Below are 22,848 nucleotides of genomic sequence, written 5' to 3' on the forward strand. Positions count from 1 at the left end.
TCGGATGTTAAGACCGCTCGTCTGTCTCATTATCTTATTTCCTGCCTTAGGCTTTGCCTGCGGCGCGTCTAAAACCGTGGTGGATGTCAAACCGGCGGGCCTGCCGCAATACATTTGCTTTGACGGCCGCACGCTCACCTGCGCCCGCACGGGCTACATCTGGCAGGCTAAACGCGGTTGCTTCTTCAGTCACGTGCCCTGCGAAGACTATCAGGCCAATTTTTATGGCTTTTACCCGCGCGGCAAGCAGATCGCTCGAGCCTATTACAAATGCCGCAAGGGCTATCCCTGGCGTTTGGGTGAGATGCAAACGCATTGAGGTTAGCTGAAGGGGGTTAAACAGCTGGCAGTTCCATCACCAGTGCGAAAGCAGTGACTATCCAGATGACTGTGCTCAATAAGTAGGGGTGTTTAAAACGCTCATAGGTTTTCTTTACTGACCACAAATCAATCAGCAGTACGGGAAGGATCGTCAAGGCAGTCAGCAAAAGAATCTGTGCAACCAGCCAATCAGCGGTAGTAAACGGCAGAATATCCTGAATCCCTTCAGTCAACACATAGAGAACCGCTTTTAATTTCAGCAGTGCCCACAGAACCCAGGGTTCGTAATAAACCACTAAAAAGGAAGCCAGCGCGGTGGGGAGGAACAGCGTCATGCCTGGGATTTTAAAAAATTTTTTAATGACCTCGCTGAATTCCTGGGAAAAAAACACCACGATGGACGAACACAGTACAACCAGTGCAATGGTTAATAACATGCCGTTACCCTTTTTCTTCCAGCGCTTCCCAACGCGCATAAAGCACAGCCAACTCGGCTTCGTCTTTAGCGAGTTCCTGTGTGAATTGACTGATGGCCTGCGCATCCCGTTGATAAAAATCAGGATTGGCCATGACCAATTGCAATTCGTTTATCTTTTCTTCCAACTGTTCGATTTTTTGCGGCAATTGCGCCAACTCCCTTTGCTCATTAAAACTCAGTTTAACCGAACTGGCCGTGCGTTTAATAGTCTTTGTCGGAGTACTGGTTTCGCGCTGCTGCTTTTTCTGACGGCGGTAATCCTCATACCCACCCACGTACTCGTTAAATACCCCTTCGTCTTCATAAACCAGTACGCTGGTGACCACCTGATTGATGAATGCCCTGTCGTGGCTGATCAATAGCAAGGTACCCGGATAATCCACCAGCATGGTTTCGATGAGTTCCAGTGTTTCAATGTCCAAATCGTTGGTCGGCTCGTCCATGACCAGTAGATTCACCGGTTTGGCGAACAATTTAGCCAGCAGCAGGCGGTTGCGTTCGCCCCCGGACAACGTGGAAACCTGTTGATTGAACCGCTCCGGCGGAAATAAAAATTCACGCAGGTAGGTGGCCACGTGCTTTTGCTTGCCATTGATGGTGACGTAATCCGCCCCATCACCGACATTGGCCATCACGGTTTCATTTTCATTGAGCTGGCGGCGTAATTGGTCAAAATAGGCGACCTCCAGGGATGTACCCTGCCGAACCGTGCCGCTGTCAGGCTGCAATTCGCCGAGCAGCGTGCGGATCAGCGTGGTTTTACCGCAGCCGTTAGGGCCGATAATGCCAACCTTGTCGCCACGGGTCAGCAGCAGGGAAAAATTCTTAAGCAGTGTTTTATCGCCCAGAGTTAAGTTGACCTGGTTTGCCTCGATCACTAAAAAACCCGAACGGGCGACATCAAGCGCCACGGATTGCACTTTACCCAGTTGGGCACGCCTGGCCTTGTACTCCTCGCGCATGGCCTTGAGCGCCCTCACCCGCCCTTCATTACGCGTCCGCCGGGCCTTAATGCCGGTGCGAATCCAGGCTTCTTCTTCGCTGAGACGCTTGTCGAAAAGTTCATTGTGTTTTTCTTCCGTCAGGCGCATGGCTTCGCGTCGATCAAGGTAAGTTTCGTAATCGCAGTCATGGGTATACAGGTTGCCGCGGTCGACTTCGACAATGCGGCTAGCCACCTGGCCTAAAAATTCACGGTCGTGGGTTACCACCAGTAAGCTGCCCTGATACGATTTAAGGTAAGATTCCAGCCATTCAATGGCATTGACGTCAAGGTGGTTGGTCGGTTCATCGAGCAGGAGCAAATCCGGTGCGGCAATCAGCGCCGCGGCGAGCAGCGCTCGCCGTTTCATTCCGCCGGAGAGCTTGTCCATGCGTGCATTGGCATCAATGCCGATGCGGGTAGCCATCATTTCAACCCGGGGCAGGATATCCCAGGCGTGCAGCGTGTCCATGCGAAGCTGACATTGGGCGAGACGCGTCAGATCATTACCCTGTGACAGGCGGTGGAATTCATCAAGTACCTCACCGACTTCGCCAAGCCCCTTCACCAGAAAATGATAAACCGATTCGTTCTCATGAACAGGGACTTCCTGCGTCAATCCGGCCACACGCAAACCGCCCAAGCGGTTAATCTGGCCTTTGTCCGGTTGCAACTGGCCCTGCAGCAGGCGAAGCAGGGTTGATTTGCCGGCGCCATTGCGGCCCACCAGCGCGATGCGATCCTGGGCCTGAATCTGCCAATCCACCTCGTTAAGCAACGAATTACCGGCAATGTTTAAACTGACACCGTGAAGCGAGACTATACTCATAAAAAACCTGTTGACCTGATTGTGTAAACCCTATTTTTCGATGATCAATTGCCTGTCTTTCTGCGATAAATTAAAAAGCGACAACACATTCATTCCCAACAGCACCATCTCATCCTGCTCATCGGGTAAAATCACCGCTTTAATGTTTTTTAATTCAAAAGGACCAAAAGATAACCGATCCAGCCGCGTTAACAGGCCGGTGACTTCGCCGCTGGCGGTATTGAGCGTAATGGGATAACGTCCCTGAAGGTGAAGCTCGTCGGCTACTGTTTTAGGAATGGCGACGAGGCTTGCACCCGTATCCACCATGAACTCGACAGCCTTATTATTAATAAACCCCTTGACGCGGTAGTGCCCCTGCCGGTCACTCTTAATGGTCAATGTGCCCCGGTCAATCTCATAGCGGGCAGGATCGTGCTGGTCGTAAACGTAGAAAAAAGCAAACAGCAGGCCGAATAAAATCAGCCAGGCAATAATGAACATCTTACGCCCGGTGCGGGCGTATGAATTGTCTTCCACGCCAGTGACTCGCTTATTTCCGGGGTAAAACCAAAATGCCGTCAATTTCGACCTGAGCACCCCGCGGCAGTGCCGCGACACCAATGGCCGCCCGCGCCGGGAACGGTTCTGCAAAATAACGGGTCATTGCTTCGTTGACCAATGGAAAATGGTTCAAATCCGTCAGGTACACGTTCAGTTTGACCACATTGGCCAAGGTGCCGCCGGCCGCTTCACACACGGCTGTTAAATTGTCAAGAACCTGATTAATCTGCAGCCTGATTTCATCACTGCAAAGCTGCATGGTCTTCGGATCTAACGGAATTTGCCCGGATAAATACACGGTATCGCCGCAACGGACGGCCTGGCTGTACGTTCCAATCGCTGCTGGAGCTACCTCACTGTGAATCGCTTGCATGAATTATTCCCCCTGTTTCTTACGGTAAAGGCGCATGACCACTTTATTGGCCCGCAGGCGCCGCATGACTCTGGCTAAATGGGTTCGATCACGGACACTGATGGAAAACGTGACCGCATTATGCCGGCCATCCCTTGGGTCGACATTAATGTTGCCAATGTTGGACTCCGCCTCCGCAATGGCCGTGGCCAAGGCCGCGAGTACACCGCGCTGGTTAGCCACATCCACCGTGATATCGACCCAATACTCGCCCTGCACCTGCTCATCCCAGCGCAAGGAAATGAATTGCTCAGGATGGCTTCGGACATGATTGACCTGCGGGCAATCACTGGCATGAACAATGATACCCCGACCCTGCTGGAAACGTCCAACAATACTGTCGCCGGGAATGGGCTGGCAGCAATCGGCGAAATGAATCACCATCCCCTCGGTGCCTTTAATGGCTAACGGTCCGCCCTGGGTGGTTTTTTCAAGGTCAGGGTTTTCCTGAGTAATGACTAAGCGTTTGGCAATGACCATGGGCATTTGATTGCCGATGCCCACCGCGTAATACAGCTCATCGGCTGATTTGTAATTGAGATCCTGCAATAAAGCCTGAATGGATTCAGGCGGTACCTTGGATAACGCACTGCCCAGTTCGTTCAATGCCTGATCCAGCAATCGTTTACCCAGGACAATGGATTCCGCATGCTGCTGGCTTTTCAGAAAATGACGAATATTACTGCGTGCTTTGCCGGTTACAACAAAATTTAACCAGGCTGGGTTGGGATGCGCGCCCGGGGCGGTGATAATCTCTACCGTTTGACCATTGGACAGTGGGATGCTCAACGGCACCAATCGGCGGTTAACTTTGGCCGCCACGCAGCTGTTACCCACTCCGGAATGAACGGTGTAGGCAAAATCGACCGGTGTCGCCCCTTTGGGCAATTCCATGATATGGCCTTTGGGCGTAAAGACATAAATTTCATCCGGAAACAAATCAATTTTAACGTTTTCGATGAATTCCAGGGAATTCCCCGTGCTGCGCTGCATCTCCAGCAAACGCTGCACCCATTCCCGCGCCCGTAACTGGGCTTCGTTGATTTCAAGCCCGGAGGATTTGTAAATCCAGTGTGCCGCAACCCCGTTTTCGGCCACTTTATCCATGTCGCGGGTACGAATCTGCACTTCCAGAGGAACGCCATAGGGGCCAAAAAGCGTCGTGTGCAGGGATTGATAACCGTTGGCCTTGGGAATGCCGATGTAATCTTTAAACCGTTGAGGCACGGGTTTGTAAGTGCGGTGCAACGCACCGAGCACCCGATAGCAGGAGTCAATGTCTTCTGTAATCACCCGGAAAGCAAACACATCGGTGATTTCGGTAAACGACGCCTTTTTCTGTTTCATTTTTCGGTAAATGCTGTACAAGTGCTTCTGGCGGCCAAACACATGCTCATAAGGAATATTCAAATCCTGCAGGGCTTTCTGCAAATCGTGTTCGATGCGCTGGGTCAATTCGCGGCGGTTACCGCGTGATTTTTCCACCGCAGACTTGATGGCGCGGTAGCGCATGGGATACAACGCCTGAAACCCCAAATCTTCAAGGCCAGTATACAGCGCATGCATCCCCAGGCGGTTGGCAATCGGGGCATAGATTTCCAGGGTTTCAATGGCGATGCGGCGTCGTTTTAAGCGCGGCATGGCGCCTAACGTGTGCATGTTATGGAAACGGTCGGCCAGTTTGACGATGATGACGCGGATGTCCTTCACCATGGCAAGCACCATTTTACGGAAGTTTTCTGCCTGAGCCTCCGCCCGGGATTCAAATTTGATCTTGGTCAATTTGGTCACGCCATCGACCAGTGCGGTGACGTCTTCTCCAAATTGCTGGGTTAAATCGTCTTTGCTGATGGACGTGTCTTCAACGACGTCATGCAGCAGGGTGGCCATGATGGTCTGATAATCAAGACGCATTCGGGCAAGAATGAGGGCCGCCGCAACCGGATGGGTAATGTAAGGCTCGCCAGAACGACGCATTTGGCCCTGGTGTGCTTTTTCAGCCACCAGATAGGCTTGATAGCATTTTTCTATGTAGGGTTGCTCAAGATAGCATTTAAGCTCTTCATCCAGCTCCTTAAAGTAGCTCACGCCTTACTCCCCTCGCTTTGATGACGGCCATTATTTAGGCGAGCCGCAGCTCCCTGGTTATAATTCAAGCGATATTGCCAACACATCGAAAGCCTTAAACCAATTTTATTATTAAAAATTGTACTCTATTTATAAGTATCGACATCAATGCCTGAATCATCAAGACAATAAAAGCCATCCTGATGATAATTCCTGATTTTGGGATGATTAAGCAGGTCCCAGGGTTTCGCGAAGACACGAAACCGGATACAGGGCGGCAGAAATCGGCTTATTAGTCTTTTTCGAGAATCTCAGGCGTGACTAATCCGGCAGCGATTTCTCTTAAGGCAACCACAGTGGGTTTGTCATTTTCCCAATCCACCATTGGCTGCTCGCCGCGGACTGCGATTTGGCGTGCACGTTTTGTAGCCACCATGACCAATTCAAAACGATTTGCTACGTGCTCTAAACAATCTTCTACCGTTACACGTGCCATACAAAACTCCCCTCCAGAATTGAAACGGCAACCCGTTAGTGCTGCCTACTTTTTAGCTAAAACATTCTATTTTACTGCTATGAGAGCAGGAAAGAAAGTAATTTTCCTACTTTAGCCGACTGGCGCTGCAAAGTCAGACGATTGGCTTTGACTATGGCCTGGAGATCCGAGGCCGCCTTTTCGAATTCATCATTGACAATCAGGTAATCAAATTCGGAGAAATGACTTAACTCATCCTGGGCTCTGTGCATGCGATCCGCGATAACGTCTTCCTTGTCCTGCTTTCGTTCCTGCAGGCGCTGTTTCAACACATCAAGGGACGGTGGAACCACGAAAATGCTGATGGCCTGCGGGAAAATGCGGCGGATTTGCTGCGCCCCCTGCCAGTCGATATCGAGAACCACATCGATGCCGGCGCTCAAACGAGCATTGATTTGCGCCACCGATGTCCCGTAATAATGGTTAAAGACCTGCGCGTGCTCAACAAAATCGTTGTCATTGACCATCTCGAGGAAACGCTTTTCATCCACAAAGAAATAATCCACACCTTCCTTTTCACCCGGGCGCTTGGCTCGCGTCGTGTGCGAGATGGATACTTCGATGTCTTCCAGGGAGCTAATCAGGTGTTTGACTAGACTGGTTTTGCCGCCACCCGAAGGAGCGGCGACGATGAAAATATTTCCCAGCAATAAATTGGCCATTTTTATTTACTCTATGTTTTGAATTTGCTCTCGCATTTGTTCAATCAATACCTTCATTTCAATCGCACACTGGGTTAATGCGATGGAATCCGATTTCGAACCCAGCGTATTGGCTTCTCGATTTAATTCCTGCATCAGGAAATCAAGTCGTCGACCCGATGCTTCAGTATTACCCAATACGCGCGCAACTTCCAGCAGATGCGTGGTTAAGCGGTCAAGTTCTTCACTGACATCCATGCGCGTCAGCAGGAGGGCAATTTCCTGCTCGACACGGCCGTGATCAACATCAAGCTGCAGCGCATGCAGCCGGGTTAATAATTTGTCGCGGGCATCATCCAGCGACACGCTGACAGCCATGCGTGCCTTATCAACTTCGTCCTGCATTTTTTTAACCCGCAACTGCAGGTAATGCTCCAAAGCCTGCCCCTCCGCCATTCGGGCGGTTGTGAGTGCCGTGACCGCCTGCTGAAATAATTGTTTGACCTGAGTGGCCAGATTCTCTGCATCCGGTTGAGCCACCTGCACGACGCCAGGCCAATTCAACAGCGACGCCAGGGTTAAATCATTGGCCAGGTGTTTTTGAGCAGCGAGTTGATTGCCCACGGCCAGCAGCGAGTCCAGCAAGGCCTGATTAATGGCAATCGACTGCGCCTGCGTGTCACTCTCCGTCAATTTGAGCTGGCATTCGAATTTACCGCGGCTGCACTGCTGGCGCAGCACATGGCGCAGATCATTTTCAAGGAAACGAAAAATCTCAGGCAGTCTGAACGAAATTTCCTGGTAGCGATGATTCACCGAACGAATTTCCCAACACAGTGTTGTCGCCTCGACCTGAGCCTGAGCTCGAGCAAAGGCAGTCATGCTTTGAGTCATAGATAACCCGGATTGACTAAGGTGGGGCGACTATAAACGAAATTTGTACAAATGCAAGCCCAGGTGCATGATTGCCTGGAAAAGAGTATACTTGCCCATTTTTAGCGAGGATAACCCATGCGCCCCAGTAATCGCGAAGTCAATCAGTTACGCCCCATCAAAATTACCCGCCAATATACCCAACATGCCGAAGGCTCTGTGCTGGTGGAATTTGGCCAAACCCGCGTACTGTGCACCGCATCCGTCGTCGAGGGCGTGCCCCGTTTTTTAAAAGGTAAAAATCAGGGCTGGATTACTGCCGAATACGGCATGCTGCCCCGCGCAACCCACAGCCGTACCGAACGTGAAGCCAGTAAGGGCCGCCAGGGAGGACGCACCCTGGAAATTCAACGCCTGATTGGCCGCTCGTTAAGGGCCTGCATGGATTTAAAAGTACTTGGCGAAAACACCCTGACCATCGATTGTGATGTGCTCCAGGCCGATGGCGGCACGCGTACAGCAGCGATTACGGGAGCCTGCGTTGCCATGAAAGACGCGGTCGACTGGATGGTCGCCCGTGAGAAGCTGCGTAAAATGCCTGCCTTCCATTACATCGCAGCCGTCTCCGTGGGTGTCTACCGCGGCCAGGCCGTGCTCGATTTGGATTACGCGGAAGACGTACTGGCAGAGACCGACATGAACGTGGTGATGAATGAAGCCGGTGAATTCATTGAAATACAAGGCACCGCCGAAGATAAAAGTTTCTCCCGCCAGCAACTCAACGACATGCTGTCTCTGGCCGAAGGCGGGATTTCGCAATTAATTCAGCTTCAAAAGGAAGCCGGTCTTAAAGCCTGACAATCAGGCGCATCCCGAGCCCGGGGTCCTTATTTATTAACAGCCCTCTCTCCATCCCTCTCCCGCCTGCGAGAGAGGGGGCACTATTGCGGGCCAGCAAAACTAGAATAAGGTTTTATTAATCGCCACGTCCCGCGCGGTGTGTTTGGCAATCAGGTTATCATGGACAAGCTGAGTCAAATGCTGATCGAGCGTCTGCATGCCCTTGGCCTGCCCTGTCTGGATGGAAGAATACATCTGCGCCACCTTGTCTTCGCGAATCAAGTTGCGGATGGCTGAATTGCAAATCATGATTTCCAGCGCCGCCACCCGGCCTCCCCCCACTTTTTTCAACAGGCTTTGCGCCACCACGGCCATTAGCGACTCAGATAACATCGAGCGAATCATGGATTTTTCTTCGCCAGGGAAGACGTCAATGATCCGGTTGATGGTTTTGGTGGCCGAGTTGGTGTGCAGGGTGCCAAAAACCAGATGTCCGGTTTCTGCCGCAGTCATGGCCAGACGAATGGTTTCCAAATCCCGCAACTCCCCCACCAGGATGATGTCGGGGTCTTCACGCAGGGCTGAACGCAGGGCCGCATTGAAACTGTGGGTATCGCGGTGCACTTCCCGCTGGTTGACCAGGCATTTCTTGCTGTTGTGAACGAATTCAATGGGATCCTCAACCGTCAGGATGTGCTCGTAGCGGCTGGAATTGATGTAATCGATGACCGCCGCGAGCGTGGTACTCTTCCCCGAGCCAGTCGGTCCTGTGACCAACACCAGCCCTTTGGGGTAACTGGCCATTTCGGCAAAGACCGGCGGCAATCCCAAATCTTCCATGCTTAAAATTTTGGAAGGAATGGTCCTGAATACCGCACCGGCACCGCGTGACTGGGTAAACGCGTTCACCCTGAAACGGGCAAGGTTGAGAATTTCAAATGAAAAGTCGGTTTCAAGGTGCTCCTCGAATTCCTTGCGCTGCTTGTCATTCATGATGTCATAAATGATTTTAATGACATCTTTATGCTCCAGAGCCGGCACGTTAATCCGTCGCAAATCGCCGTCGACGCGAATCATCGGGGGCAATCCTGCTGATAAATGCAGATCCGAGGAATTATTTTTAACTGAAAACGCTAACAACTCGGCAATATCCATATCAATCCCTGTCATCACGTTGCTGAATCATACTATTTCATAGAGTAGCTCACTAACCGCCGTCGGGCAATGATTGTAGGGATAAAGCCTCTTTGATATCGTTAGCATTTTAAATGAATGCAGCTCTTGACGACACCATGACGATTGCCGAACGCCTACACCTTATTCAGCAGCAGGTCGCTGACACAGCCAGGGTCTATCAACGCGACCCGCGGGAGATTTGTATACTGGCGGTCAGCAAGGGACAGCCCGCCAGTGCAATCCAGGAAGCCTTTGCAGCCGGCGTGAGCGACATCGGCGAAAATTACTGGCAGGAAGCCCGCGAGAAACTCAATGCCCTTAAGCATCTGCCGCTGACCTGGCATTACATTGGCCCCCTGCAAAGCAATAAAGCGAAGGACATCGCCAGCCATTTTGACTGGGTTCACAGCGTTGAGAGAGAAAAAATCGCCTGCCTTCTGTCGCAGGCGCGGCCACTCGATAGGCCGCCGCTCAATGTCTGCATCCAGATTAATCTCGACAGAGAAGACAGCAAATCCGGCATTGAGCCTGCGAAAGCTGCTGGCTTGATTGAACGCATACATCACTTGCCGAGCCTGCGTGTCCGTGGATTTATGGCCATTCCCCGACCACTGGCCGCTGAAGAGGAACAGTATGCCAGCTTCCAGCGGCTCGCCACCTTGCTTCAGGAAACCAATCAACGCCTGCACTTGCAGATGGATACCTTATCGATGGGCATGAGTGATGATTTAAAAGCCGCCATACGTGCCGGCAGTACTTTAGTCCGCATTGGCCGGGCCATTTTTGGCGAACGCCCCAAAACAGGAAAGAATGAATGAACATTGCTTTTATTGGCTACGGGAACATGGCACGGGCTTTAATTCAGGGTTTTGAAAAAGACAAAACCCTGATGTTCCGGGCCGCCTCTCCCTCGCTTGAACCCGGTCAAATCGGTTCACTGTCATGCTACCGCGACAACAAGGCTGCAATAGCCGGCACAGATATCCTGTTTCTGACGGTGAAACCGGCCAAAATGGCCGACGTGCTCCGCGAAATTGGCCCTTTCATTCCGCCAAAGGCGGTCGTTATTTCCGTGGCAGCGGGCGTAAGTCTTTCGTTTATCCAATCGTTTTGCAACAAAGAACAGGCCATCATCCGCTGCATGCCCAATTTACCGCATGCCGTGAGGCTTGGGGCGACACCGCTGGCAGCGAATGAAGCCTTAACCGACGAACAAAAACAGCAGGTCGCTACGCTTTTTCAGAGTGCAGGAATTTATACCTGGGTTAATGAAACGCAGCTTAATGCCTTTACGGCAGTCTCAGGCAGCGGACCGGCCTATGTCTTTTTATTGATTGAAGCCCTGGTTGCTGCGGCCACCAAACTTGGGATAGAGGAGGCGCAGGCGACTGATTTTGTCTCTCAAACCGTTCAGGGCGCCGCCGTCCTGCTTAAAGAAAGCGGGCTGTCGGCAAAGGCGCTGCGAGAAAAAGTCACCTCGCCTGCCGGCACCACGGCAGCGGCCCTTGATGTCCTGCAGGCGAAAGGATTTGTCCCGTTGATTGATTCAGCCGTCACTGCGGCATTTAATCGCGCAAACGCATTGGGTTCTATTGACACTGCCTGAAAAAAGCCAAAAAATGAACGCCATTTTCAAGCAGGGCTTTTTTAGGCATTCGCCCTGCCTTAACGTTATCCCCTTTGAGGAGATTGTATGACAGGCCTTGTAACCGTAGGGTATTACCTTGTCAGTCTGTTTTTTTCATTAATCCTGTTACTGTTATGGGCACGTATTTTTTTACGCTATTTCCGCATCAGCGCCCTGCATCCCATAAGCCAGGGAATCAACGGATTGCTCAATCCAATCATCGGCCCGGTGGAGCGTCTGGTCTACAGAAAGCAGCCAGCCCCCAAACGCTATGACTGGATTACACTGCTGTTTGTCATTGCCGTGGAATTGATTAAATTCTTTTTGATAGGCCTCATCGTCTATGGCGCCATCATGCCCTTTTCCTATCTGCTTCTTTTTACCGCCGCCGATCTTGTCGTACAGCCGCTTAATCTTTTGTTTTTTATGGTGCTTATCCGGGCGCTCATGAGCTGGATCAACCCGCAATGGCATCATCCGGCAGGGGAAGTGCTGGCGGTGATGACCAATCCTTTACTGGCGTTGGGACGGAGGATCATCCCTGACATTTCCGGTTTTGATTTCTCACCCATTATCATCATGATTATCATCAAGGTCATTACCCTGTTCATCAGCGCCTCCATGCCTTTACCGATTCTTTAGGATAGGGCAGCCTCCTTTTTTAATGGGGAGCAGCTATACTTGAAACAAAGAATACGCTGTTGAGGGCTGCCATGAAACCTGCACTAACGACCATTGGATTACTGCTGTTTTCATTCCAGGGCTTTGCTGCTCAATCGATTTATTGCCCTCAGAAAGCCGGCTACATCAATGTCGGCATGTCCGAGGATCAGGTGAGGGCTGCCTGCGGCGAACCGTTAAGCAAACAGGAATCCAATAATCCCATCATGCAGAAAGTGCAGGTTCAGCAATTGTTTTTTAACAATCAGGGTTCCAGCACCGCCTTTTATGGCGTCTGGTCATTGCCCGTTGGAACAAACAGCGGCGCCCAATTGCAGGTCGATGTGGTCGACAATAAAGTGTACGGTGTGAAATTAAACGGCTCCGACACCAATGCGTTTTCCATCTGCGGCGGGACCAGCATTCAGGTCGGCGATCCCGTGGGAAGGGTCTATGGTTCCTGCGGCAATCCCTCTTTAGTCAACAATACCTACATCAATCAACCCGTTGCCACGGCCCAAAAACCACAGATATGGATTTATCAGCCCGGCCAATATCAACCGCCCATTACCTTGACATTTGTGGATGGCAAATTACAATCCATCGATTAAATTTTATCGGGATAGTATGAATGGCTGAAAGTATTGATGAAATAACCATTGCCTTTGCTGATGACGGCATCGAGACCACGAAAGAACTGGGCAAGGAAATTCTTTCCAAAGGAGCATGGACCACCATCCTGTTTCGCTACCAGGATTGGGATAATACCCAAAAGGCGTATGGACCGGTTAAATATTCCATCCGCCGCTATCAAAAGCGCAACAATCAGTATTGGATGAAATCCAAATTCAATATTTCAAGCAACGAGCAGGCACGAAAAATCATTGATACCTTAAGTCAATGGCTCGTCGAAGACGACAGCGCCAAAGCCTAAGCCTCATCCGGGTTGCGGCAGAGAGCCGCGCCCAACTGACCTCCCCTGACACCAGGACAGCATCACCCGCCGCATTTTGAATAATGATGCAAATTGCTTTATAATTTTTCTCCATCTAATCCTCGGTGCCTGGCATGAAACTCCGGTTCACACTTCTTATCTTCTGCTTCATGACCCTGGCAGGCGCCGTCTATTTCTATTTTAACCCGATGGAAGCCGAACAGCCTGCGGTCGCACGGGTTAAGCCCATTACCGTGGAAGTGTCCCGCGTTAAAGAAAAGGTGTTTGCTGAAGAATTTGAAACCCTGGGCTCCTTAGCCAGTGTTGACAACATCGACATCAGTTCTGAACTGGCCGGGCAGATTACCGCCATTCATTTCAAACCGGGCACGGAGGTTAAAAAAGGGACGCTGCTCATCCAACTCGATGATACGGTTCTTAAAAGCGAACTGGCGACTGCAAAAGCCAATCTTGAACTGAGCGAAACCAATTACAAACGAACCACCGAACTCGCCAGGCGCGGACTGGCCTCCGAACAAGCCCAGGATCAGGTTCTCGCTGACTTAAAAGACAAGCAAAACCGCGTCAAGGTGAAAGAGGCGCAATTGGCAAAACTCCGTTTGAAAGCACCCTTTTCAGGCACCCTCGGCTCCAGAAAAGTCAGTGTCGGCCAGTACGTGAATGTCGGACAACCCCTCGTGCGCCTCATTGCCAATCAACAGCTGCGTATTGAATACAGCCTGCCCGAACGGTTTTTAACCCGTTTGAAATTGGGGCAACAGGTGCGGGTTTTTTCGGAAGCCTTCCCTAAACACAGTTTTAAGGGAGTCGTTAACTACATTGCACCGGCCATTGACAAAGAAACTCGCACCCTTGCTGTCGAAGCCTTGATTGACAACGACAGGCAGCTCCTGTCAGCCGGCCTTTTCGTCCGTGTCAGCCATCAGTTAGGCCAGGAAAAAAAACGTCTTTTTGTCCCGGAAGAAAGCCTTATCCCCACCATCAACGGCCAACGCGTTTTTGTCCTTCGTGAAGGCCGGGCAGTCGCCCTTCGCGTGCAAACCGGGGCTCACTACAAGGCCCTCACCGAAATTAACAGCGGTTTAAACCCGGATGATGTCGTCATTATTCGCGGACAACACAAGCTTAAAGAAGGAAGCCGCGTGGTCGCTGTTGCCCATGGTGCCCCGTGACTTTTCCCGAGCGCTGCATCAGGCGCCCTGTCTTCACCATTGTCCTGACTTTACTGCTGGTTATTACTGGTTTATTGCACTTTAACCAATTGCCCGTCCGTCATTTGCCCAACATTGACAAACCCGTGGTGACCATCATGACCACATTTGACGGGGCGAGTCCGGATCTGATTGAAAAGGAAATCACCATCCCTATCGAGAATATTCTCACCAGTGTGCCAGGGGTTGATCTCATTCGTTCAACCAGCCTGCTCAGCAAAAGCCGCGTCAATGTCGAATTTCAATTGGGTGTGGACATTAATGAGGCCGTGAATGAAATCCGTAATAAAATGTCGGCGCTTCAGCCTCGCCTCCCCTTGGGCAGTGAAGCGCCAACAGTCAGCAAAAACGATGATGACGCCAACCCAGTGGTGGTTATTGCTTTTCATGACCCCAATAAAAACGCACTGGAATTGACCGACTACATCACCCGTAATATCAAGCCGCAATTGCAGGAAATTCAGGGTGTCGGCGAGGTGGTTTATCACGGCGCACGCGATTACGCCGTAAAAATCGCCCTGGATCCGGTCAAAATGGCCGCGCGTGGGATTACCGTGGCGGACATTAAAAAGACGCTGACCCAGCAGAACATCGATGTCCCAAGCGGTCAAATCAAAAGCAAAAATCGCTATTACACGGTGGTCACCCATGCTCGAATTCAAAACGTCAAACATTTTGCTGATCTGGTGATTGCCAAACGCAACACCCAGCTGATTCGTCTGGGTGAAGTGGCTATTGTCAAGGTAGGCAGCGAGACTGAAGACAACCTGCTTCGGGTTAATGGTAAACCGGCCGTGGGCTTGGCCATTCTCGCGCAATCCACCGCCAACCCGGTCGAAGTGGTTAAAGCCGTTAATCACGAGCTGAAGAGCCTTCGCCCAACCTTGCCTGTCGGATTTCAAGCTGAGGTTATTTTTGACTCAACCCACTTTATTAAAGAATCAATCCATCAGGTCTATAAAACCTTCATCGAGGCTGCTCTGTTTGTCGGCTTTGTCGTGTTTTTATTTCTAGGCTCCCTAAGGGCTTCGCTCATTCCCATCATTACCATTCCCATCTGCCTTGCCTGCACCTTCTGGCCCATGTATTGGCTGGGATTTGAATTAAATTCACTGACCCTACTGGCAATGGTACTGGCCATTGGCCTGGTCGTCGATGATGCCATTGTCATTCTTGAAAACTGCCACCGTCATATGGAGGCTGGGCTGCCAGCGATGCAGGCAGCCATCCAGGGCAGCAATGAAATCCTGTTTGCCGTCATCGCCATGACCCTCACCCTGGGCACCGTTTATGCCCCCATGGGTTTTGTTTCCGGATTTACCGGGAAATTATTCCTGCAATTCGGCTTTACCCTGGCCCTGACCGTAATTTACTCCGGCATTATTGCCTTAAGCCTCTCTCCGATGATGTGTTCAAGGCTAATGAAGAAAGGGAGTTCCACCTACCAGAAATGGCTGGATAAACAATTCGCACGCCTCGGCACGACGTATCAACGCAACCTGAAAACCACCTTGCAAAAACCCGTTGGTCTGGTTTTGTCATTACTGGTTTTGGCCGGCGCAGGGGCTTTGTCTTATCAATCGCTTGGAGCAGAAATTGCACCGGTTGAAGATCAGGCTTATATTATCGGGCCTGTCAGTTCGCCAACCAATTCCAGTACCTCGTACACCGATTATTATACCCGCGAGCTTGAAGCCATTTATGAATCCATTCCTGAAAAAGTGGCTTACATGGTTTCCATTAAACCCGCCTCTGCCTTTACACTGCTGAAATTGGCCCCGTGGAGTAAGCGTTCACGCTCACAAAAGGAAATCAGCCAGGATTTAAGCGATAAAATGCAGAAAATCCCCGGCATTAATGTTTTTCCCGTCAGCCCTAATCCCTTAGGCCATCGCAGCAGCGGTAACAGTCAATTTAGTTTAGCCTTAGTCAGCAACACCTCGTATTTACGGCTCAATGAAGTCAGTGCGGGTTTGGTTAAACGCTTATCCCACGATCCCCTGTTGCGCCATGTCAAAAATAATCTGGCGTTGGACAGCGAGCAGGTGGACATTACCATTAACCGTCAGTTGGCCGCAGACCTGGAAGTGAATCTTGCTGACATCGCCGAATTACTTTCGACCATGCTTGGCGGTAACAACCCGGTTAATTTTAATTACGATGGTCAGGCTTATAAAGTGATTCTGCAATTGCAGCAGGCGCAGCGCAGTGACATTGCTATCCTGAATAAACTCTACGTGCAAAGCGGGCGTGGCCGCATGATCCCGTTGTCGACCCTGGTTGAGGTCAACAACAGCATTGGTCCTGACAGCCTGCCGCATTTAAATCGACAGCGTTCTGCCATCATCACCGCGGAACTGACACCCAATGCCCATGTCAGCACGGTTGTTTCAAAGGTGGAACATCTGCTTAAAGAGTATCTCCCTGACGATATTCAATACCACTTTACCGGCGCCATTAAAGATTACCTTGAATCATCAGGAAGCAGTCTGTCGGCCTTTTTACTGGCGCTTTTGTTCATTTATCTGGTGTTGGCCGCGCAATTTGAAAGTTTTACCGACCCCTTAATCGTTTTGTTGAGCGTTCCCCTCTCACTGGCCGGTGCTGCCCTGATTCTTTTCCTCTGCGGTGAAAGCCTGTCGATTTACACCAACATCGGCATGGTAACCTTGATAGGCCTTGTCACCAAACATGGCATCATGATCACTGAATTTGCCAATCAACAGCTGCAACAGGGCCAGGATAAATTAACCGCGGTGTTAAACAGTGCCGAGGCCCGCTTACGTCCTATCCTGATGACCACCATGGCCATGCTGCTCGGCGCACTGCCTTTGGCTCTGGCTTTTGGCGCCGGCGCGGAAAGCCGGCGTCAATTGGGTATTGTCATCCTGGGCGGCATGAGCGTGGGTACATTTTTCTCTCTGTATGTCGTTCCCTTTGCCTACTGTCTACTGTCACAACGCCAACCTGCGAACACTGCAGTCGCAGTGAAAGTCCATCATCAACCGATCGTTAAAGAAGCCGAAGCGGCAAAATATAAAGCATAGTGCCACACCCATGGATGCCCGCCTTACGCGGGCATGACAGGTATTCGGATAGTTGAAGCGAAAGGAAAAGGTTCGTCCCCTGCTCATGGATGCCCGCCTAGTGCGGGCATGACATGACTAGGTGATGTGCAAGGCACTGGTTACTTAGAAATAGCAACCCACGCCATCGAAACCGATGACCTCGCAGCGTTTGAAGGATGATTTATTCAATTGATAACGGGTTTTGCCATACACAGCCACAATCTGCTCGCCATTCTGCTCCACTCTGGGTAAGTGGTAATCGCCTTCATCCTGGCAAGTGGCTTCCAGTTGTTGCCACTGAGCTTTCGCGGTGATTAGCGTTTTTTGTTGAGCCTGCATGGCCCCTCGGGCACAGGAAACCAACCCAAGGTTCTGTCCGCTGGGAGCTGTAAAGACCACATCGTAATTGGCTAATGCGGCTTTTATGGCCTGATGCGCATCCAGGATACCGTGGCCGCAAGGCTTTTTGCCGACGCACGACTTGTTGGCATCACGGCTTTCGCCAAAAGCATGGGTGGTGGTAAAGAGAAGCTGTTCTACCTGTTCCGGTGTGATGTCGCTGTTTTTAACTGCGTAAATCAACGCGGCAATACCCGCTGCATGCGGGGAAGCCATGCTGGTGCCTTGATAGAAATCGAATCCCGAACCCTGATAGCCGCCACCAGGATTCACCGTTGACAGAATGGAGCCCGTCTTGCCGTAACGTGCGTCACCGCCTGGCGCCGCGTAAGTGATGCCCGGGCCGTAATTGGAATAATAGGCACGCAAACCTTCAGGTCCGGTCGAGGCAACCTTCATGGTGTGATTACAGACCGCCGGCGCATTGTAATGCTCCCAACGGTTGTCATTGCCTGCGGCTGCCGCAACCACAGCCCCTTGTTTTCGGGCGAAAGACAAGGCTTCCTGCAAGGCTTCATCGCAGTGATCGATCTCTTTGCCAGGTCCCTCATCCACGCCAAAGCTCATATTCAATACTTTGGCAGGGTAAGGATTATGCGGTACACCAGGCACATCACCGCCGACTGACCAATAAATGGCATTCACCACCTGGCTTTCATAAAACATGCCGCTGGCATCCGGTATTTTCACCGGCAGTACTTTCAGATGAACGCCTATGCCATTCATGACCTCACCGTAACCGGCTATTGTCCCTGCGACATGCGTGCCATGGTAAGAACGCGTTTCATCACGTACATCACGGTTGTTGCCGGCGAAATTCCATCCCCACACCGCACCGCCATCGTCTTTGGTCAGGTTATCCACGAGGCTGGGATTTAAAGCCACCCCGGTATCTAAAACAGCAACCACCACAGGGAAGTGCGCCTCACCCGTCGTATAGGCCCAGGCACCGTCGCGTTTGCCAGCGGCTGATTCCAGCATGACCCCAGCTGGCGCTGAGAACTCATCCCACTGCAGTTCGTGGGATAATGGAATGTAGTCGTTGTCAGTCGGTTGATTCATGGGTTTAAAATGGCCCACCCGGTCTTTGACGGCATATTGGATCTCAGGATTGTGGCGAAGCGTTGCCAATACCCAATCCGTTGCATCACCCTGGGAGTTGGCCTGTTTTAGTTCGGTTGCCGGGATGGACAGCACATAAGCGCCATTCGCCATGGGCGTTAAGGTTTTTACAGGCACATGCAATTGCTGGGTTAACTGCTTTTGCAGGCTGGTCAACGCCATGGGATGTTTGTATTTGATAATGACCCGCACATCATGGGCTTCGGGTGAAGCACATGCCCCGTGAGCCAGAGCCAGCAGGGTGCATCCGATAAGTCCTGTTTGATACCGCATTTGTCCATCTCCTTGCGTCAATAAGGTGTTCAGTATGCAGGAGTTTGTTTTTGACAACAAGAGCATTAATTACGTGGTATTCGGTTAAATAACCGGTCTGTATTCAGGCAGGAAAAACTCCCTTCGAACATCGCCAAAGGGAGGGGAAATGAATTAATACCGGTAATGATCCGGCTTGTACGGCCCATCCACTGAGACACCGATGTAATCGGCCTGCTCACGGGTCAATTGTGTTAATTTAGCACCAATACGGTCCAAGTGCAGGCGAGCGACTTTTTCATCCAGGTGTTTGGGTAACACGTACACCTGATGCTCGTAATGGTCGCTGTGCTGAAATAATTCAATTTGAGCTAAAACCTGATTGGTGAACGACGTGGACATGACAAAACTGGGGTGTCCGGTCGCACAACCCAAGTTGACCAACCGACCTTCCGCCAAAATAATCAGACGCTTGCCGTCTGGAAATATGACATGATCCACCTGAGGTTTTATATTCTCCCAACGGTATTGGCGCAGGCTTTGTATGTCAATTTCGGAATCAAAATGACCAATATTACAGACAATGGCCTGATTGCGCATCCGCAACAGATGGTCATGGGTCACCACGTGGTAATTGCCTGTGGCACTGACAACAATATCGACTTCGTGAGCGACATCATCCAGCGTAACCACTCGATACCCTTCCATGGCCGCCTGCAATGCGCAGATGGGATCAATTTCACTGATGTAGACGGTTGCCCCCTGGCCTTTCAAGGCTTGTGCACACCCCTTGCCCACATCCCCGTAACCTAAGATAATGGCCACTTTGCCGGCAATCATGACATCCGTGGCGCGCTTTAATCCATCCAGCAGCGATTCACGGCAGCCGTATAGATTGTCGAATTTTGACTTGGTTACCGCATTATTGACATTGATGGCTGGAATTTTGAGCTGATGCTGTTTAGCCATTTCGTACAGACGGGCCACGCCGGTTGTGGTTTCCTCTGAAACGCCTCGCACATTTTTTAACAGATTGGGGTATTTTTCGTGCATCATCTGGGTCAAATCGCCGCCGTCATCCAGCAGGAGATTCGGTTCCCAACCATCAGGCCCGCGGATGGTTTGCTCCACGCACCACCAGTATTCTTCTTCCGTTTCTCCCTTCCAGGCAAACACCGGCACGCCGCTTGCCGCAATTGCCGCAGCCGCCTGATCCTGGGTGGAAAAGATATTACAGGAGGACCATCGAACCTCTGCGCCCAAAGCAATCAGGGTTTCGATTAACACGGCGGTCTGAATAGTCATGTGCAGGCAGCCGGCAATCCGTGCGCCCTTAAGGGGTTGGGTTTTGGCAAATTCCTGACGTAAGGCCATCAAACCCGGCATTTCGGTTTCAGCAATGGCGATTTCTTTACGGCCCCAGGCGGCTAAGGAAATATCAGCCACTTTAAAATCCTGACCAACACGAGGCGTACTCAATGCATCGATGTGTTTCATGTGATTATCCTTTCTCACGACTTAGAAAGCCTGTTGCCAGGGCAACAGGCCGTTGCTTAATTACAGTGCTCTTTTAAGGGCATCGACTTTGTCCAGACGCTCCCAGGGAAGATCATTTCGGCCGTAGTGACCGTACGCAGCTGTCTGCCGATAAATCGGACGCAGCAAATCGTGATGATCAATAATTCCCTGCGGCGTTAAATCGAAGTGCGTATTGATTAAATCAATGATGGTGTCATCCGATAAACGGCCGGTATTGTAGGTGTCGATGCTGATGGAGGTGGGCTCCGCTACGCCGATCGCATAAGAAACCTGAATTTCGCACTTGTCAGCAATGCCTGCAGCCACCAGGTTTTTAGCCACATGACGAGCTGCATAAGCGGCAGAACGATCCACTTTGGACGGATCTTTACCGGAAAAACACCCGCCGCCATGACGTGCCATGCCGCCATAAGTATCCACAATGATTTTTCGTCCGGTCAAACCACAATCACCTAACGGTCCGCCGATTACGAAACGGCCTGTGGGATTAATGAAATAACGAGTAGATGGCGTTAACCAGGCAGCCGGTAAAATCGGCTTGATGATTTCCTCACGAACGGCTTCGCATAATTCCTTGTGACTGATGTCGGGAGCATGCTGAGTGGAAAAGACGATGGTATCGATGGCCACCGGTTTGCCCTGCTCATAGCGCATGGTCAGCTGGCATTTGGCATCAGGACGCAGCCAGGGTAATTTCCCTTCTTTGCGCATCTGCGCCTGCTTTGCCATCAAGCGGTGGGAGTAGGCGATAGGAGCCGGCATGTACACATCGGTTTCACGGCTGGCATAACCGAACATCAGGCCTTGATCCCCTGCACCCAGTATTTTGGTTTCCTGATTGTCCACACCCTGAGCAATGTCGGGAGACTGTTTGCCAATTGCGCTTAACACCGCACAGGACGCCCAGTCAAACCCCATCTCCGAACTGTTGTACCCGATGTCGCGAATAACGCCGCGGGTGATGTCTTCCACATCCACCCAGGCGGTGGTTGTGATTTCGCCGCCGACTAACACCATACCGGTCTTGACCATGGTTTCGCAGGCCACACGTGCTTTGGGATCTTTTGCTAAAATGGCATCTAAAATCGCATCGGAAATCTGATCGGCAATCTTATCCGGATGGCCTTCTGAAACGGATTCCGAAGTAAAAACGTGAAAATTACTCACTACCTGTTCTCCCTAAATTGGTTTTATGATTTGAATCCATCATAGTGACAAATTCATCGAAAATGATTTCAATTTCATGCGGGCCTGGACTTGCTTCCGGATGCCCCTGAAAAGCCAGAGCGGGTTTAGTCTTGTGTCGGATACCCTGTAAGCTGTTATCAAACAGTGAGCGGTGCGTTATTTCAAGGCAATCCGGTAAACTGGCTTCTTCCACCGTAAAGCCATGGTTCTGACTGGTGATGAATACCCGGCGGGGTGGCCGTGTGTCAATCACTGGATGATTGGCGCCATGGTGACCAAATTTCATTTTAACGGTTTTAGCCCCAGCCGCTAAGGCCAGGATTTGAAAACCCAGGCAAATGCCGAAGAGGGGGATGCCTTTTTCTAAAAATTCACGCGTGGCGGCAATGGCATAATCACAGGCAAACGGATCGCCCGGACCATTGGATAAAAAGATACCGTCAGGATTTAAAGCCAGGGCTTCTTTGGCCGAGGTAGTCGCCGGCACGAGGGTGATATGGCAGCCTTTTTCATGCAGGATACGCAGGATATTGTATTTCACGCCAAAATCATAAGCGACCACATGAAAATGAGAAGGCCTGGATTTTTGTCCCCATTCGCCGCGGCCGTCATGCCAGCGTTCAATCGTCTGGCGGGACACCTCACAGGCAAGATCCATACCGTCAAGACCGCCGAACTGCTGCGCCTTACGAATAGCCGCTTCTTCATCATCCTGCGTGCTGATACAGGCCCCTATTGCTCCTTTCTCGCGCAATAGAAGGGTCAACTGGCGGGTATCGATGCCGGCGATGGCCACGACACCCTGCTTCTTAAGCCAGTCGGGCAAGGACTGTGACGCACGGTAATTGCTCGGGATCAGCGAACAGTGACGCATGACAAGACCCGCCGCCCAGATTCGTGAAGATTCCATGTCCTCTTCATTACAGCCGGTATTCCCGACATGCGCCGTCGTCAGCGTAATAATCTGCCTGGCATAGGATGGATCGGTTAGCATTTCCTGGTAGCCAGTCATCGACGTATTGAAAACCAGTTCACCGACACAATCCCCGTGTGCACCCACGGAAACCCCTCGAAATACTGTTCCATCGGCTAGCGCTAAAATTGCTGGTTTATTAAACATGGAGATACTC

Annotated in this window: 22 protein-coding genes; 9 read left to right on the forward strand and 13 right to left on the reverse strand. The window is 51.2% G+C overall.

What is annotated here, in order from left to right:
• The first annotated feature begins 4 nt into the window (after positions 1-4).
• Positions 5-319 carry a hypothetical protein gene (locus tag DYE45_RS11315; protein ID WP_108290661.1) on the forward strand — a complete coding sequence of 105 codons (315 nt, stop codon included), beginning with the start codon at positions 5-7 and terminating at the stop codon, positions 317-319.
• Between the two features lie 16 nt (positions 320-335).
• On the opposite strand, the gene DYE45_RS11320 is transcribed toward DYE45_RS11315, so the two are convergent.
• The 8 genes from DYE45_RS11320 to DYE45_RS11355 all read right to left on the reverse strand — a co-directional run bounded on the left by DYE45_RS11320 (position 336) and on the right by DYE45_RS11355 (position 7,702).
• A complete protein-coding gene (locus DYE45_RS11320) occupies positions 336-758 on the reverse strand; it encodes a hypothetical protein (RefSeq protein WP_115300922.1) in 423 nt (140 codons plus the stop codon).
• A gap of 4 nt (positions 759-762) precedes the next feature.
• On the reverse strand, positions 763-2,610 hold the full coding sequence (locus DYE45_RS11325; protein ID WP_115300923.1) for an ATP-binding cassette domain-containing protein: 1,848 nt from the start codon (positions 2,608-2,610) through the stop codon (positions 763-765).
• 30 nt (positions 2,611-2,640) lie between these two features.
• On the reverse strand, positions 2,641-3,129 hold the full coding sequence (locus tag DYE45_RS11330) for a retropepsin-like aspartic protease family protein (RefSeq protein ID WP_108290667.1): 489 nt from the start codon (positions 3,127-3,129) through the stop codon (positions 2,641-2,643).
• A gap of 13 nt (positions 3,130-3,142) precedes the next feature.
• Positions 3,143-3,526: a RidA family protein gene (locus DYE45_RS11335; protein ID WP_108290669.1), complete on the reverse strand. Its 384-nt coding sequence runs from the start codon at positions 3,524-3,526 to the stop codon at positions 3,143-3,145.
• Between the two features lie 3 nt (positions 3,527-3,529).
• Positions 3,530-5,653: a bifunctional GTP diphosphokinase/guanosine-3',5'-bis pyrophosphate 3'-pyrophosphohydrolase gene (gene spoT, locus DYE45_RS11340; RefSeq protein WP_108290671.1), complete on the reverse strand. Its 2,124-nt coding sequence runs from the start codon at positions 5,651-5,653 to the stop codon at positions 3,530-3,532.
• Positions 5,654-5,924: 271 nt separating this feature from the next.
• Positions 5,925-6,128 carry a DNA-directed RNA polymerase subunit omega gene (gene rpoZ / locus DYE45_RS11345; RefSeq protein ID WP_058525884.1) on the reverse strand — a complete coding sequence of 68 codons (204 nt, stop codon included), beginning with the start codon at positions 6,126-6,128 and terminating at the stop codon, positions 5,925-5,927.
• Between the two features lie 77 nt (positions 6,129-6,205).
• The gene (gene gmk, locus DYE45_RS11350) at positions 6,206-6,829 is read right to left on the reverse strand and encodes a guanylate kinase (RefSeq protein ID WP_108290673.1); all 624 of its coding nucleotides are present in this window, start codon (positions 6,827-6,829) and stop codon (positions 6,206-6,208) included.
• 6 nt (positions 6,830-6,835) lie between these two features.
• Positions 6,836-7,702 (reverse strand): YicC/YloC family endoribonuclease, encoded by an 867-nt coding sequence (locus DYE45_RS11355; protein WP_108290675.1) that lies wholly within the window; start codon positions 7,700-7,702, stop codon positions 6,836-6,838.
• A 117-nt stretch (positions 7,703-7,819) separates the two neighbouring features.
• On the opposite strand from DYE45_RS11355, the gene rph reads away from it, so the two are divergent.
• Positions 7,820-8,539 (forward strand): ribonuclease PH, encoded by a 720-nt coding sequence (rph, locus tag DYE45_RS11360; RefSeq protein WP_108290677.1) that lies wholly within the window; start codon positions 7,820-7,822, stop codon positions 8,537-8,539.
• Between the two features lie 102 nt (positions 8,540-8,641).
• Here the strand turns inward: rph and DYE45_RS11365 are convergent, their stop codons facing one another.
• A complete protein-coding gene (locus tag DYE45_RS11365) occupies positions 8,642-9,676 on the reverse strand; it encodes a type IV pilus twitching motility protein PilT (protein WP_058531040.1) in 1,035 nt (344 codons plus the stop codon).
• Between the two features lie 137 nt (positions 9,677-9,813).
• Here DYE45_RS11365 and DYE45_RS11370 point away from each other — a divergent pair, with 137 nt between their 5' ends.
• From DYE45_RS11370 to DYE45_RS11400, 7 genes are all read left to right on the forward strand, one after another.
• On the forward strand, positions 9,814-10,515 hold the full coding sequence (locus DYE45_RS11370) for a YggS family pyridoxal phosphate-dependent enzyme (protein WP_058531549.1): 702 nt from the start codon (positions 9,814-9,816) through the stop codon (positions 10,513-10,515).
• The gene (gene proC, locus DYE45_RS11375) at positions 10,512-11,303 is read left to right on the forward strand and encodes a pyrroline-5-carboxylate reductase (RefSeq protein ID WP_108290679.1); all 792 of its coding nucleotides are present in this window, start codon (positions 10,512-10,514) and stop codon (positions 11,301-11,303) included. The genes DYE45_RS11370 and proC overlap by 4 nt, the downstream gene beginning before the upstream one ends.
• Before the next feature lie 87 nt (positions 11,304-11,390).
• Positions 11,391-11,966, forward strand: coding sequence for a YggT family protein (locus DYE45_RS11380; protein ID WP_108290681.1), 576 nt, complete (start codon positions 11,391-11,393; stop codon positions 11,964-11,966).
• Between the two features lie 71 nt (positions 11,967-12,037).
• Entirely contained in the window at positions 12,038-12,595 is a 558-nt protein-coding gene (locus DYE45_RS11385) for a DUF2845 domain-containing protein (RefSeq protein WP_108290683.1), read from the forward strand.
• A 20-nt stretch (positions 12,596-12,615) separates the two neighbouring features.
• The gene (locus DYE45_RS11390; protein ID WP_108290685.1) at positions 12,616-12,918 is read left to right on the forward strand and encodes a hypothetical protein; all 303 of its coding nucleotides are present in this window, start codon (positions 12,616-12,618) and stop codon (positions 12,916-12,918) included.
• A gap of 134 nt (positions 12,919-13,052) precedes the next feature.
• Positions 13,053-14,111, forward strand: coding sequence for an efflux RND transporter periplasmic adaptor subunit (locus DYE45_RS11395; protein WP_108290687.1), 1,059 nt, complete (start codon positions 13,053-13,055; stop codon positions 14,109-14,111).
• Complete coding sequence (locus DYE45_RS11400; protein WP_115300924.1) at positions 14,108-17,197, forward strand: efflux RND transporter permease subunit; 3,090 nt, start codon at positions 14,108-14,110, stop codon at positions 17,195-17,197. The genes DYE45_RS11395 and DYE45_RS11400 overlap by 4 nt, the downstream gene beginning before the upstream one ends.
• 144 nt (positions 17,198-17,341) lie before the next feature.
• On the opposite strand, the gene DYE45_RS11405 is transcribed toward DYE45_RS11400, so the two are convergent.
• The 4 genes from DYE45_RS11405 to carA form a co-directional block, all read right to left on the reverse strand.
• Positions 17,342-19,012 (reverse strand): S8 family serine peptidase, encoded by a 1,671-nt coding sequence (locus DYE45_RS11405; RefSeq protein WP_108290691.1) that lies wholly within the window; start codon positions 19,010-19,012, stop codon positions 17,342-17,344.
• A gap of 153 nt (positions 19,013-19,165) precedes the next feature.
• A complete protein-coding gene (gene ahcY, locus DYE45_RS11410) occupies positions 19,166-20,488 on the reverse strand; it encodes an adenosylhomocysteinase (RefSeq protein WP_115300925.1) in 1,323 nt (440 codons plus the stop codon).
• 60 nt (positions 20,489-20,548) lie between these two features.
• Positions 20,549-21,697: a methionine adenosyltransferase gene (gene metK, locus DYE45_RS11415; RefSeq protein WP_108290695.1), complete on the reverse strand. Its 1,149-nt coding sequence runs from the start codon at positions 21,695-21,697 to the stop codon at positions 20,549-20,551.
• The gene (gene carA, locus DYE45_RS11420; RefSeq protein ID WP_108290697.1) at positions 21,690-22,838 is read right to left on the reverse strand and encodes a glutamine-hydrolyzing carbamoyl-phosphate synthase small subunit; all 1,149 of its coding nucleotides are present in this window, start codon (positions 22,836-22,838) and stop codon (positions 21,690-21,692) included. The genes metK and carA overlap by 8 nt, the downstream gene beginning before the upstream one ends.
• Positions 22,839-22,848: the final 10 nt, after the last annotated feature.

Source organism: Legionella taurinensis (assembly GCF_900452865.1).
GTDB lineage: Bacteria > Pseudomonadota > Gammaproteobacteria > Legionellales > Legionellaceae > Legionella_C > Legionella_C taurinensis.